This window comes from Streptomyces rubrogriseus (assembly GCF_027947575.1).
Taxonomy (GTDB): Bacteria; Actinomycetota; Actinomycetes; order Streptomycetales; family Streptomycetaceae; genus Streptomyces; species Streptomyces rubrogriseus.
In genome coordinates this window covers 4,848,571-4,861,191 of the sequence record NZ_CP116256.1, presented here as the reverse complement: position 1 = coordinate 4,861,191, position 12,621 = coordinate 4,848,571, and the positions used below count along the sequence as shown (strand labels likewise).

General features: G+C 72.6%; 13 protein-coding genes. 5 read left to right on the top strand and 8 right to left on the bottom strand.

The window, feature by feature from the left end; translation table 11 throughout:
* Positions 1-12: 12 nt before the first annotated feature.
* The 5 genes from Sru02f_RS22250 to Sru02f_RS22230 form a co-directional block, all read right to left on the bottom strand.
* Positions 13-1,491, bottom strand: a complete 1,479-nt coding sequence (locus tag Sru02f_RS22250) for a glutamate-cysteine ligase family protein (protein WP_109032262.1) — start codon at positions 1,489-1,491, stop codon at positions 13-15.
* Positions 1,492-1,642: 151 nt separating this feature from the next.
* Entirely contained in the window at positions 1,643-2,140 is a 498-nt protein-coding gene (locus Sru02f_RS22245; protein WP_109032263.1) for a peptidylprolyl isomerase, read from the bottom strand.
* Positions 2,141-2,189: 49 nt separating this feature from the next.
* Entirely contained in the window at positions 2,190-3,188 is a 999-nt protein-coding gene (gene gap / locus Sru02f_RS22240) for a type I glyceraldehyde-3-phosphate dehydrogenase (RefSeq protein ID WP_109032264.1), read from the bottom strand.
* Positions 3,189-3,322: 134 nt separating this feature from the next.
* On the bottom strand, positions 3,323-4,279 hold the full coding sequence (locus Sru02f_RS22235) for a GlxA family transcriptional regulator (RefSeq protein ID WP_109032265.1): 957 nt from the start codon (positions 4,277-4,279) through the stop codon (positions 3,323-3,325).
* Between the two features lie 31 nt (positions 4,280-4,310).
* Positions 4,311-5,183, bottom strand: a complete 873-nt coding sequence (locus tag Sru02f_RS22230; protein ID WP_109032266.1) for an SGNH/GDSL hydrolase family protein — start codon at positions 5,181-5,183, stop codon at positions 4,311-4,313.
* Positions 5,184-5,362: 179 nt separating this feature from the next.
* On the opposite strand from Sru02f_RS22230, the gene Sru02f_RS22225 reads away from it, so the two are divergent.
* Complete coding sequence (locus Sru02f_RS22225) at positions 5,363-5,860, top strand: DUF2975 domain-containing protein (RefSeq protein WP_109032267.1); 498 nt, start codon at positions 5,363-5,365, stop codon at positions 5,858-5,860.
* A gap of 7 nt (positions 5,861-5,867) precedes the next feature.
* Here the strand turns inward: Sru02f_RS22225 and Sru02f_RS22220 are convergent, their stop codons facing one another.
* The 3 genes from Sru02f_RS22220 to Sru02f_RS22210 all read right to left on the bottom strand — a co-directional run bounded on the left by Sru02f_RS22220 (position 5,868) and on the right by Sru02f_RS22210 (position 9,241).
* Positions 5,868-7,229 carry an MFS transporter gene (locus tag Sru02f_RS22220; RefSeq protein ID WP_109032268.1) on the bottom strand — a complete coding sequence of 454 codons (1,362 nt, stop codon included), beginning with the start codon at positions 7,227-7,229 and terminating at the stop codon, positions 5,868-5,870.
* A 67-nt stretch (positions 7,230-7,296) separates the two neighbouring features.
* A complete protein-coding gene (locus tag Sru02f_RS22215) occupies positions 7,297-8,214 on the bottom strand; it encodes an amidohydrolase family protein (RefSeq protein WP_109032269.1) in 918 nt (305 codons plus the stop codon).
* A gap of 1 nt (position 8,215) precedes the next feature.
* The gene (locus Sru02f_RS22210; protein WP_109032270.1) at positions 8,216-9,241 is read right to left on the bottom strand and encodes an amidohydrolase family protein; all 1,026 of its coding nucleotides are present in this window, start codon (positions 9,239-9,241) and stop codon (positions 8,216-8,218) included.
* Positions 9,242-9,477: 236 nt separating this feature from the next.
* Here Sru02f_RS22210 and Sru02f_RS22205 point away from each other — a divergent pair, with 236 nt between their 5' ends.
* The 4 genes from Sru02f_RS22205 to Sru02f_RS22190 are packed head-to-tail and all read left to right on the top strand — an operon-like array spanning position 9,478 to position 12,569.
* Positions 9,478-10,140, top strand: a complete 663-nt coding sequence (locus Sru02f_RS22205) for a response regulator transcription factor (protein ID WP_109032271.1) — start codon at positions 9,478-9,480, stop codon at positions 10,138-10,140.
* A 9-nt stretch (positions 10,141-10,149) separates the two neighbouring features.
* Positions 10,150-10,725, top strand: coding sequence for a hypothetical protein (locus tag Sru02f_RS22200; protein WP_373103518.1), 576 nt, complete (start codon positions 10,150-10,152; stop codon positions 10,723-10,725).
* 51 nt (positions 10,726-10,776) lie between these two features.
* Entirely contained in the window at positions 10,777-11,589 is an 813-nt protein-coding gene (locus Sru02f_RS22195) for a sensor histidine kinase (protein ID WP_373103515.1), read from the top strand.
* Positions 11,586-12,569 (top strand): TAXI family TRAP transporter solute-binding subunit, encoded by a 984-nt coding sequence (locus Sru02f_RS22190; protein ID WP_109032273.1) that lies wholly within the window; start codon positions 11,586-11,588, stop codon positions 12,567-12,569. Before Sru02f_RS22195 ends, Sru02f_RS22190 begins: the two co-directional genes overlap by 4 nt.
* Positions 12,570-12,621: the final 52 nt, after the last annotated feature.

The window sequence follows — 12,621 nt, the reverse complement described above, 5'->3', positions numbered from 1 at the left end:
CCGCCCCGGACGTCAGTCCACCGGCCAGGTGTGGACCGGGGCGTTGAGGTGCATGTAGTCCATGTACTGCTGGGTCATCCTGCGCAGCGCCTCGTGGCGGCCGGGCCGCGTGCCGGCGTCGATGTGGTGGAACATCTCCTTCTGCCACACCGCGCCGTTGCGGCCGGTGACGCACCGCTGCTCGATGATGCCGAGCAGCGGCTCCCGCCACGCCGAGTCCATCCCCGACAGCTCCAGGCCCCGGTGCGCCAGCGGCAGCAGCCGGCGCAGGACCAGTTCGGGCACCGTCACCTCGCCCACCCCGGGCCAGTACAGGTGTGCCTCGATGCCGTGCCGGGCGGCGGTGTGCAGGTTGTCCTCGGCGACCGAGAAGGACATCCGCGACCACACCGGCCGCTCCTCCTCGACCAGGGCGCGGGTGAGGCCGTAGTAGAAGGCGCCGTTGGCAAGGGTGTCGGCGACGGTCGGGCCGGCCGGCAGGACGCGGTTCTCGACCCGCACGTGCGGTTTGTCGTGGGCGACGGCGTAGACGGGCCGGTTCCAGCGGTAGATGGTGCCGTTGTGGAGGGTGAGTTCGCCCAGTTCCGGGATGTCGCCGCGGTCGAGGGTCTCGGCGGGATCCTGCTCGTCGCACAGCGGCAGCAGCGCCGGGAAGTAGCGCAGGTTCTCCTCGAACAGGTCGAAGACGCTGTTGATCCAGCGCTCCCCGAACCACACCCGGGGTCTGACCCCCTGGGCCTTGATCTCCTGCGGCCGGGTGTCGGTGGCCTGCTCGAACAGGGGGATGCGGCTCTCGTGCCACAGCTCCTTGCCGAGCAGGAACGGCGAGTTGGCCGCGAGGGCGACCTGGACACCGGCGACGGCCTGGGCCGCGTTCCAGTAGTCGGGGAACTCCTCGGGGGCGACCTGGAGGTGGAACTGGGTACTGGTGCAGGCGGCCTCGGGCGTGATCGTGTCCGCGTAGGTCCGCAGGCGGTCGACGCCGTCCACCTCGATGTGCAGGTCCTCGCCCCGGGCGGCGAACACCTGGTCGTTGAGGAGTCGGTAGCGCGGGTTCTCCGACAGGGCCGCCTCGCCCACGTCCGACTGGCGCAGTGTGGGCAGGGTGCCGACCATGATCAGGTGGGCGCCGACCGACGCGGCGCGGTCCTCGGCGTGGTTCAGGGCGGCGCGGATCTCGGTCTCCCAGGCGTCGGGGCCGCCCGCCGTCAGCTGCCGGGGCGGGATGTTGATCTCCAGGTTGAACCGGCCCAGCTCGGTGGACCAGGCGGGGTCCGCGATCGCTTCGAGGGCGTCGCTGTTGCGCATCGCCGGTTCGCCCCGGTCGTCGACCAGGTTCAGTTCGATCTCCAGGCCGACCTGGGGCCGCTCGGTCTCGAACCGGGACTCGCGCAGCATCTGCGCGAAGGCCTCCAGGCACTCCTGCATCTTGATCCGGTAGCGGCGGCGGTCCTCGCGGGTGAAGACCAGCGCCGGGACGTCCCGTCCCATCGGTCCTCCCGGGGTTGCCTTCCTCGGACGCTCCTCCACCCCAGCGTCGCACCACCTGGCGCACCCCACCAGACGGGACGGGAACGGGGGCCCGCCGCACCGAATGCGGCGGACCCCCGTCGGTTCAGGTCCTCGTAGGGCTGATCAGGCCTTACAGCTTGCCGGACGCGCGCACCTTGATCTCCTTGGAGGTCTTGCCCGCGGGCGAGGAGCCGTAGCCCTCGATCTTGTCCACCACGTCCGTGCCCTCGACGACCTTGCCGAAGACGACGTGCTTGCCGTCCAGCCACGGGGTGGGGACGGTGGTGACGAAGAACTGCGAGCCGTTGGTGTTCGGACCCGCGTTCGCCATGGACAGGAGGTACGGCTCGGTGTGCTTCAGCTGGAAGTTCTCGTCCGCGAACTTCTCGCCGTAGATGCTCTTGCCCCCGGTGCCGTTGCCCTTGGTGAAGTCACCGCCCTGGAGCATGAACTGCGGGATCACACGGTGGAACGGGGAACCCGCGTAGCCGAAGCCGTGCTCGCCGGTGGCCAGCTCCAGGAAGTTCCTGGCGGTCTTGGGGGTGACGTCCTCGAAGAGTTCGAAGACGATGCGGCCCGCATCCTGGCCGTCGATGTCGATGTCGAAGTAAACCTTGGAATTGCTCATCGCACCATTGTTACGTGTGACCCCCGGTGATGCCGAATCGGCTGCCCGTTCAGCGTGTGGCGAGCAGTCCGAGGGTGTCGATCACGCGGTTCGAGAAGCCCCACTCGTTGTCGTACCAGGCGACCACCTTGACGTGACGTCCGTCCACGCGGGTCAGTGCCGAGTCGAAGATCGACGAGGCCGGGTTGCCCGTGATGTCGGAGGAGACCAGCGGGTCGTCCGAGTACTCCAGCACACCGGCGAGCGGCCCGTCGGCGGCGGCGCGGTAGGCGGCCAGGACGTCCTCGCGCGTCACGTCGCGGGCGACGGTCGTGTTCAGCTCGACGATCGAGCCCACCGGGACCGGCACCCGGATCGAGTCGCCCGACAGCTTGCCGTCGAGGCCCGGCAGCACCAGGCCGATCGCCTTGGCGGCGCCGGTCGTGGTCGGGACGATGTTCACCCCGGCGGCGCGGGCGCGGCGCGCGTCACGGTGCGGGCCGTCCTGGAGGTTCTGCTCCTGTGTGTAGGCGTGCACCGTGGTCATGAAGCCGTGCTCGATGCCGGCCAGCTCGTCCAGCACCGCGGCGAGCGGCGCGAGGGCGTTGGTGGTGCAGGAGGCGTTGGAGACGATCGTGTGCGCGGCCGGGTCGTAGGCGTCGGTGTTCACGCCGTACGCGAGCGTCACGTCCGCACCGCTCGACGGCGCGCTGACCAGGACCTTCCGCGCGCCCGCGGTGAGGTGGGCGCGGGCGGCGTCGGCCGAGGTGAAGCGGCCGGTCGCCTCCAGCACGATGTCGACGCCCAGCTCGGCCCAGGGCAGCCGGGCCGGTTCGCGCTCGGCGAGCACCTTGATGCGGTGCCCGTCGACGACCAGGGTGTCCCCGTCGACCGTCACCGGGCGGCCGAGCCGGCCGGCCGTCGAGTCGAAGGCGAGCAGACGGGCCAGGGTGGCGGGCTCCGTGAGGTCGTTGACGGCGACGACCTCGAGCTTCGTGTCGCGTTCGAGCAGTGCGCGCAGCACGTTGCGCCCGATGCGGCCGAATCCGTTGATGCCGATGCGAGTCATGAGTGGTGTGTCCCTTCGTTTCGCCACCAGGTCCTTCGCCACCAGGCTCGCGCACGCCGGGGTCGGGTGGCAGCGGCGTGAGTGCCACGGTTCGAAAGGATCACGCCAGGCGAGGGTGGCGGCGCGCGGCCCGGCTATTCGCCCCGGGCGAAGGTGCGCCGGTACTCGCTGGGCGTGGTCCCGAGGATGCGCTGGAAGTGCAGCCGCAGGTTGGCGCCGGTGCCCAGGCCCACCTCGGCGGCGATCTGCTCGACGCCGCGCTCGGAGCGTTCGAGCAGCTCACGGGCCAGGTCGATACGGGCCCGCATGATCCACTGCATCGGGGTGTACCCGGTGTCCTCGACGAAGCGCCGGGAGAGGGTGCGCGCCGACACCGCCGCGTGCCGGGCCAGCGCCTCCAGGGTGAGCGGCTCACCGAGCCGGCGCAGTGCCCACTCGCGGGTGGCGGCGAACCGCTCGCCGAGCGGCTCCGGGACGCTGCGCGGCACGTACTGGGCCTGGCCGCCGCTGCGGTAGGGGGCCGCGACCAGGCGCCGGGCCGCGTGGTTCGAGGCGGCCACTCCGAGGTCGCCGCGCAGGATGTGCAGGCACAGGTCGATGCCGGAGGCGGCGCCCGCGGACGTCAGGACACTGCCCTCGTCCACGAACAGCACGTTCTCGTCGACCCGCACGCCCGGGTGCTTCGCCGCGAGCGCCCGGGTGTAGTGCCAGTGCGTGGTGGCCCGCCTGCCGTCGAGCAGACCCGTGGCGGCGAGCGCGAACGCGCCGGTGGAGATGGCGGCGAGCCGTGCTCCCCGGTCGTGGGCCGCCGTCAGCGCGTCGAGGACGGTCCGCGGCGGGTCCTCGGCGTCGGGGGAACGGTAACCGGGAAGGAAGACCAGGTCGGCCCACGCCAGGGCGTCGAGGCCGTGGGCGACGTGGTACGACAGGCCGTCACCGCCGGTCACCAGGCCGGGCGCCGCGCCGCACACCCGCACCTCGTACGGCATGCTCGCGCGCGTCGTGAAGACCTGCGCCGGAATGCCGACGTCGAGGGGTTTGGCGCCCTCCAGGACGAGGACGGCGACGCGGCGCAGGCGGGAGGACGGCACGGGAAGAGCGTACGCGGGCGGTGACCGGAGGTCAGTCCAGACCGAGGACGTCCATCGTGTGCTCGGCCATGCGCCGCTCGCCGAGGGCGTTGGGGTGGACGGGAACGAGGCTGTGCCCGAACAGCAGCGGTTCGATCCAGCGGGTGCCGGGGGCCTCGCAGGCGTCGTGGCCGTCGGACACCCCGGAGAAGTCCACGTAGGTGGCTCCGGTCTCCTCGGCGGCGCGCCGGACCGCGTCGTTCAGGTGCGCCTGGATGGCCCGGAGGTAGGGCACGTCACCGGCGGCGACGGGCAGCTTCAGGAAGCAGGACGGGTCGGCGGCGGCCGGGGTGATCCACGGGTAGCCGAGGGCCGCCACCCTGGCGTGCGGAGCCCTGGCGCGGACGCCGAGCAGCGCTTCCTTGAGCGCGGGGTACGTGTTGGCCTCGATCTCGTCGTCGAAGGAGGTGCCGTGCTTGTCCTTGCAGGGGCTGCCCTTGCCGCCGCTGAGGACACCCGCCGTGCCGCAGGCCGTGATGGCGTTGATGAAGGTGCCGTTGTCGTTGCCGCCGATGGTGAGCGTGACCAGGTCCGTGTCGGTGCCGAGCGCGTCCAACTGGGGTGCGACGCCCGGGTACTGGGCCTGTGCGAAGTCGGCGGTCTGCGCGCCGCCGCAGGTGACGTCCTTGAGGCGGGCGCCCGTCGTGTCCGCGACGACGTGGGGGTAGTTGGCCGTCGAACGCAGACAGAGCAGGTTGGTGGGGTCGACGGGCAGGACGCCCGAGCCGGCGCTGTAGCTGTCGCCGAGGGCGACGTAGTCCAGGGTGGGCGCGGCGTGGGCGGTGGCGTCGGTGAGGCCGAGGGCGAGCGTGCCGACGGCGGCGACTGTCGCGGTCATGACACGGCGAAGGGCAGGCTTCGGCATGTGCTCTCTCTTCTTCGGGAGGAGGCGGCAGCGGGTTACCCGGCGGTTCTACTTTTAAGTAATGTGCAGGGCTGTTGACTCGAAGTCAACGCTGCTGACGGAACTCCTCGCAGGAGCGGCGGCGGCCGCCTTTCGGCGAAGGCGATTGATTTTCGACCGATTCCGTTGAAGATCGGTACATGCACCGTCTCTTCATCGCCGCGCTCCGCGCCGCTGCCGCCGCCGGGGTCCTGCTCGGCCTCTTCGGGCAGATCGTCGTCATCCCCACCACGGCGTCCGACGAGGCCGACCGCTTCCCGCCCTACGAACCCTTCGCCGTGCCCTACGCGACGGTGGCGATCCTCGGCGTCGCCTGCGTCCAGGTCGCGCTCGCCGCCGTGTGGATGCTGCTCGGCATGGTCGAGCGCGACGCCGTCTTCTCCCGGCGGGCGTTCCGCTGGGTCGACACCGTCATCGGGGCCACGGTCGTGGCCACACTGCTGGCGTTCGGCGTCGCCGTGCACCTGGCCGTCGCGGAGATCCCCACCCCCGACGACGGCATGCAGACGCTGGGCGCACTCGGCGCCGCGGTCGCCTGCGTCGGTGCCGGCGCCGCCTTCGCCATGCTCGTCGTCGTCATGCGCGGCCTCCTGGGCAAGGCGACCGCGCTGCGCGGCGAGCTCGCTCGGGTGGTCTGACACCGCCTCAGCCCGCCACGGGGTCCTGCTCCTTGCGGGGTGCGGCGGCGTTCCGGGCCGCGCGGGTGCGCGGTCCGAAGACACTCAGCGCGATCGCACCGACCAGCCAGGTGCCGGCGATGAAGTAGAAGACGCTCCGGTAGCCGTGCGCGTTGTAGAGGGCCGCGACGATCAGCGGCCCCGCGGCGTTGGACAGCCGGCCGAGCCCGTACGACACGCTGGTGCCCAGGGAGCGTCCCCGCGTGTCGAACAGCTCGGGCGAGTAGGCGTAGCCGAGTGCCGTGTAACCGCGCTCGAAGAGGTTGACCAGGAAGCCGAACACGATGATGAGCACCGGGTCGAACGTGAGGCCGTACAGGAGCCCGCACACGGCGATCAGCGTGCCGAAGGCGGCCAGGCACCACTTGCGTTCGAACCGGTCGGTCACGAGGGCGGCCAGATACGAGCCGAGCGGCGCGCCGACGGTGGTCAGCGCCACGTAGAAGACCGACTTCTCGACGCTGAAGCCCTCCTTGGCCAGCAGGGTCGGTGCCCAGCTCGAGAAGCCGAAGAAGCCGATGGTCTGGGTGACCCACATGACGGTGAGCAGCAGCGTCGGCAGCAGGTACTTGCGCTGGAGCAGCAGCCTCAGCGGGGCCTTGGCCACCGACTCCTCCCGGATCGGGGGCGCCGGCTCGGGCAGCGGTCCGTGCTCGGCGGCGACCGATCCCTCGATCTCACGCAGCACGGCGTCCGCGCTCGCGTGGTCCCCACGGCTCTCGTGCCACCGCGGGGACTCCTTGAGGTGCCGGGTGAACAGGACGAGCAGGATGCCGAGCGAGCCCCACAGGTAGACCAGGCGCCAGGTCCAGTCGGCGAGCGGCACGACCCCGCTCGCGACGAGGTTGGTGACCGGGGTGCCGCAGATGCCGATGACGATGGCGTACGCCTGGTACTTGCCGCGCACGGCCGAGGGGTACATCTCGTTGACGTAGATGACCGCGACCACGGTCATCGCCGCCAGACCGGCCGAGGTCAGCACCCGGAAGACGGTCAGCGACACCAGGTCCCAGGAGAACGCCGACGCGAACGAGAAGACGCCGAAGAACAGCGTCGTCAGCAGCAGCGTCCGCTTGCGGCCCAGGCGGTCGGCCACGGTACCGGCGACGACCGAGCCGAGGAACATGCCGACGAACGACAGCGAGGTGACGTAGGCGACCTGGTCGACCGAGAGGCCCCACAGGTCGACCAGTTTGGGGGCGGTGGTGGCGAAGGTGTTGATGTCCGCGAACTCGAAGAAGTAGGCGAACGACACGGCGAGCAGGGTGACTTTGTGGAACCGGGAGACCGGCAGCCGGTCCAGCCGGTTCAGTGCGTTGGCGTGCTGCATGACGGGGTCCTTGTCGCGGGGATCGGGGACGGCGACGGCCGGAGCGACGGCCGGGAGGGGGAGCGGCTCACCGGTCGCCGGGCCAGTACAGGCGGGCCGGGTTGTCGACCAGCAGCCGGCGTTGCTGCTCCTCGGTGACGGCGATCCGCCGTACGTGGTCGACGAGGAGGCCGTCGTCGGGCATGTGGTCGGTGAGGTTGGGATGCGGCCAGTCCGTGCCCCACAGCACGCGGTCGCCGAACTCCTCGACGACGCGGCGGGAGAAGGGCAGGACGTCGGCGTAGGGCGCGCGCTCCCCGTCCAGCGCGGCGGGTCCGCTCACGCTCAGCCGCTCGGGACAGGACACCTTGACCCACACCTCGCCCCGGTCGGTGAAGCGCAGGAAACGCGAGAACTCGGGGCCGTCCACCGGCTTCGTCACGTCCGGGCGCCCCATGTGGTCCACGACCAGCGGCGTGGGCAAGGAGGTGAAGAAGCCCGCCAGTTCGGGCAGGTCGGCGCTCTCGAAGTAGAGGACGACGTGCCAGCCGAGCGGGGCGATCCGCCGTGCGATCGTGCGCAGGGCGTCCTTGGGCGACGCGTCGACCAGCCGGCGCACGAAGTTGAACCGCACCCCGCGCACACCCGCCGCGTCCAGCGCCCGCAGCTCGGCATCACTGACGTCCGGCCGGACGGTCGCCACGCCGCGCGCCCGCCCGCCGCTCGCCCGCACCGCGTCGAGCATGGCGCTGTTGTCGGCACCGTGGCAGGTGGCCTGCACGATCACCTGGCGGTCCACGCCGAGATGGTCCCGGAGGGCGAAGAGCCGGTCCTTGCCCGCGTCGCAGGGCGTGTACTTGCGCTCCGGGGCGAACGGGAACTCCGCCTGCGGACCGAACACGTGGCAGTGGGCGTCGACCGTGCCGGGCGGCAGCCGGAAGGAGGGCTCGGACGGGGCCGGGTGCCAGTCCAGCCAGCCGGGGGTCTTGGGCGCGAGGGTGGTCATGTCAGCGCCCCTGTCGCTTCAGCAGCGCGTCCAGGCGCGGGTACACCGACCGTGCGTTGTGCTCCCGCACGGCGGCGACCTGCTCCGCGGACAGGGCGGACGCCTCGACATAGCGCCGGGTGTCGTCGAAGTGGTGGCCCGTGCACGGGTCGACGTCCCGCACCGCGCCGATCATCTCGGAGGCGAACAGCACGTTGCGGGCCGGGACCACGTCGAGCAGCAGGTCGATGCCGGGCTGGTGGTACACGCAGGTGTCGAAGAAGACGTTGCCGAGGACGTGCTCCTCCAGCGGCGGTTTGCCCAGCGCCATGGCCAGCCCGCGGAACCGGCCCCAGTGGTACGGCACCGCGCCGCCGCCGTGCGGGAGCACCAGCCGCAGGGTGGGGAAGTCCGCGAACAGGTCTCCCTGCACCAGCTGCATGAACGCCGTGGTGTCGGCGTTGAGGTAGTGCGCGCCGGTGGTGTGGAAGGCCGGGTTCACGCTCGTGCTGACGTGGACCATCGCCGGGACGTCGTACTCGACCAGCTTCTCGTAGAGCGGGTACCAGGAGCGGTCGGTGAGCGGGGGAGCGGTCCAGTGGCCGCCCGAGGGGTCGGGGTTGAGGTTCACCGCGACCGCGCCGTACTCCTCGACGCAGCGCGTCAGCTCCGGGACGCAGGTGGCCGGGTCGACGCCCGGCGACTGCGGCAGCATCGCGGCCGGGACGAAGCGCTCGGGGTAGAGACCGGCGACGCGGTGGCACAGCTCGTTGCAGAGCGCCGCCCACGCGGCCGAGGTGCGGAAGTCACCCACGTGGTGCGCCATGAACGACGCCCGGGGTGAGAAGACGGTGACGTCGATGCCGCGCTCGTCCATCATCCGCAACTGGTTCGGCTCGACGCTCTCGCGCAGTTCGTCGTCGCTGATCCGCAGGTCGGCGGGCGAGGGTGCCGCCGCCGAGCCGGCCAGGGCGGCGATCTGCCGTTCCCGCCAGGCGGCCAGGGCCGGCGGGGCCGTGGTGTAGTGACCGTGACAGTCGATGATCATGGGCTGCGTCCTCCGGGATCGGGTCGTCGTCGACCGCGGCAGCCTCTCCCCGCCCGCCCGGCGGCCGGGAGCCGACCGGACACAGAACTAACCTCCCCTTAACAAGAGCCCCGCCCCGCCCGTCCACCCTGCGGACCAGGCGTAACGTGCCGCCGAGCGTGGTCTACATTCGGACGCAGACATCCGGACGCAGGCATTCCGACGTGGGCACTGCGACCGGGAAGGGAGGCGGCAGGATGCAGATACTGCTGGCCGAGGACGACGACGGCGTCGCCGGAGCGCTCGTGGAGGTCCTGTACGACCACGGCCACATCACCCGGCGGGTCACCCGCGGCAGGGACGTGCTGACCTACCACCGCAGCTCGGACCTGCTCCTCCTCGACCTCGGCCTGCCCGACGTGGACGGCCTGGAGGTGCTGCGCAGGCTGCGGGCGGTCAGCGACCTGTCCGTGCTGGTGCTGACGGCGCGCGGCGACGAGCGCTCGGTGGTGCGGGGGCTGCGGCTCGGCGCCGACGACTACCTCGTCAAGCCGGTGCGGCTGACCGAGCTGCTGGCCCGCATCGAGGCCGTCACCCGGCGCACGGCCGCCGCCCGGGCGCCGCGCAGCGCCCGTACCGTGCGCGTCGGTGACGTGGAGATCGCGCTGGACGCCCGGCAGGTCCGCGTCGACGGGGCGGAGGTGGAGCTGACCACCAAGGAGTTCGACGTCCTCGCCGTGCTGGCGCGCCGGGCCGGAACGGCGGTCAGCCGTGAGCAGGTGCTCGACGAGGTGTGGGGCGACGCCTACCACGCCGTGTCCCGCTCCCTGGACGTGCACCTCACCCAGTTGCGGGCCAAGCTGGGCCGCCCGGAGCTGCTCACCACGATCCGGGGCTTCGGCTTCCGACTCGGCGACTGAGGACCGCGCGTGCGCACCCGGGTACAGACCGTGCTGCTGCTGTTCGGCGTGCTGGCGGTGGCCGCCTTCGCCGTCCCGCTGCTGCTGTTCACCGCCTCCGACCGCACCCAGCAGCTGGTCCTCGCCCGCAGCTCCGACCTGGACCGCTTCGCGTCCCTCATGGACCGGGCGGCGGGCAACGGCGACACCTCGGCGATCGCCGCCGAGGCCCGGCGCTACACCCAGCTCTACGGCGAACCCCTCGTCGTCACCGACACCCGCGGCCACCCCGTCGTGCAGACCGGCGGCATGCGGGCCGCCGACCCCTCCGTCGCCCGGCTGATCGACGCGGCCCTGCGCAACCAGAGCGCGCACCCGCGCGCCGCCCTGCGTCCCTGGTCCCGCGGGCACCGCATGTTCGCGACGCCGGCGGGCACCGGCACCCAGGTCTCCGGCGCCGTGGTGCTGCGCGCCGACGTGGACACGGCCGCCGGGGACATCGCCCGGCGCTGGGCCGCCGTGCTGGCCGGCACCGCGCTGGTCGCCCTCGCCTGCACGGTACTGGCCCGGGCGGCGACCCGGTGGGTGGTCAGCCCGCTGCGCTAGCTCGACCGCGCGGTCGGGGAGCTGGCGGCGGGGCTCCCGCCCGAGCACACCGTGTCCGGCGGCCCGCCGGGGCAGCGCGGCTCCGCCTCCGTCGGCGGACCGCCCGAGCTGCGCCAGCTCGCCACCGGCTTCAACCGCATGGCCCGCACCGTCACCGCCGCACTGGAACAGCAGCGCAGGCTGGTCGCCGACACCTCCCACCAGATGCGCAACCCCATGGCCGCCCTCCGGCTGCGGGTGGACGCCCTCCGGACCCACCTGCGCCCCACCGGCGAGCGCACCTACGCCGGGGTCAACACCGAACTCGACCGGCTGGAGACCCTGCTCGACGACATCCTGGCCCTCGCCGCCGCCGAGCACCGGGCCGGGGAGCTCACGGTCACCGACGACCCGGGCGCACACTGCGACGCCGCCGAGGTCACGCTGGGCCGGCACCGGCTGTGGGAACCGGTCGCGCGCCGCGCCGCGGTCCGCCTCACCGCCGAGGCGGCCGGGCCGGTCCCGGCGGCCTGCACCGACCGGGAACTGGCCCAGGTGACGGACATCCTGCTGGACAACGCGATCAAGTACGCGGGTGACGGCGCCCACGTCCGGCTGCGCTGCGCCGCCGAGGGCCCGTACGCGGTCGTCACCGTCACCGACGACGGCCCCGGGCTGCGGGCGGAGGAGATCGACCGGGCCACCACCCGGTTCTGGCGCTCGGCCCGCCAGGCCGGGACGTCCGGCACGGGCCTGGGCCTCGCCATCGCCGAGCAACTCCTGGCGGGCCGCGGCGGCCGCCTGGAACTGACCCCGGCGCACCCGCGCGGCCTGCGGACCCGAGCCGTCGTACCGGGTGTGCCCGCCGGGGGAGAGGACCGGTGAACCGGCGTGGGGTCCTGCGGGCCGCGTTCGGTACCGCCGCCGCGGGTGCCCTCGGCGGCGTACTCGCCGGTGACCTCGCGCACGGGCGCTCCGGACCGGACGGTGTGCTGCGGCTGGCCACCGGCGAACCGACCGCCTTCTACGCCGCCTTCGGCCGGCTCCTCGCCGACCAGGTGGAGGCGGCCCACCCCGGGCTGCGCTGCCACGTCCGCACCACCGCGGGCAGCATCACCAACATCGAACTGCTCCGCGACGGCGAGGCCGATCTCGGCCTCGTCCTCACCGACACGGCCCGCGCCGCCCAGGGCACCGGGCTCTTCCCGCGGCCGGTGCCCCTGAGGGCGATCGGCCGGGTCTACGAGACGTACCTCCAGTTCGCCGTACGCGCCGACGCCCCCGTGCACGGCGTGGCCGACCTGGCCGGACACCCCGTCTCGCTGGGCGCCGTCGGCTCCGGCGCGGCCCACCTCGGCGCCCGGCTGCTGAGCGCCGCGGGTCTGAGGCCCGGCACCGACGTCCCGGTACGGCACCTGCGGCTGGCCGACGCGGCGGCGGCCCTGCGGGCGGGCTCCGTGGTCGGACTGCTGGTCGCGGGCGGCGTGCCGCTGCCCACCCTCTCCGACCTGGACCGCGATCCCGGCCTGCGCTTCCTGCCGCTGGCCGGTCTGCTGCCCGGTCTCGCCGGCGGCCGGGACGGCATGGCCGCCTCGGGACTGGAGGAGGTGTCCCTGCCGCAGAGCGCGTACCGCGCCTCGGCAGGTGTCGCGACCGTCGGCGTCTCCAACCTCCTGGTGTGCCGCCCCGACTTGGACCCCGCCCTCGCCGGCACCCTCACCCGCCTCCTGGTGCGACGAGCCCCCGAGTTCGTGCCGGACCACGCCGTCGGCGCCCAGTTCCTCGACGTCCGCAGCCTCATCGGCACCGGCGGCGTGCCGCTGCACCCGGGAGCGGCCGCGGCGTACCGGTCGCTGCACGGCTAGGGGGTGTCGTTAGGCTTCCCCCGCCTCGTACCTCCCGTCCGCCCGCCCCGGA

Excerpts from the sequence above, each read along its gene's own strand:
- Sru02f_RS22250 (WP_109032262.1), bottom strand. The coding sequence starts at position 1,491 with ATGGGACGGGACGTCCCGGCGCTGGTCTTCACCCGCGAGGACCGCCGC.
- Sru02f_RS22245 (WP_109032263.1), bottom strand. The coding sequence starts at position 2,140 with ATGAGCAATTCCAAGGTTTACTTCGACATCGACATCGACGGCCAGGAT.
- gap (WP_109032264.1), bottom strand. The coding sequence starts at position 3,188 with ATGACTCGCATCGGCATCAACGGATTCGGCCGCATCGGGCGCAACGTG.
- Sru02f_RS22230 (WP_109032266.1), bottom strand. The coding sequence starts at position 5,183 with ATGCCGAAGCCTGCCCTTCGCCGTGTCATGACCGCGACAGTCGCCGCC.
- Sru02f_RS22225 (WP_109032267.1), top strand. The coding sequence starts at position 5,363 with ATGCACCGTCTCTTCATCGCCGCGCTCCGCGCCGCTGCCGCCGCCGGG.
- Sru02f_RS22220 (WP_109032268.1), bottom strand. The coding sequence starts at position 7,229 with ATGCAGCACGCCAACGCACTGAACCGGCTGGACCGGCTGCCGGTCTCC.
- Sru02f_RS22215 (WP_109032269.1), bottom strand. The coding sequence starts at position 8,214 with ATGACCACCCTCGCGCCCAAGACCCCCGGCTGGCTGGACTGGCACCCG.
- Sru02f_RS22210 (WP_109032270.1), bottom strand. The coding sequence starts at position 9,241 with ATGATCATCGACTGTCACGGTCACTACACCACGGCCCCGCCGGCCCTG.
- Sru02f_RS22205 (WP_109032271.1), top strand. The coding sequence starts at position 9,478 with ATGCAGATACTGCTGGCCGAGGACGACGACGGCGTCGCCGGAGCGCTC.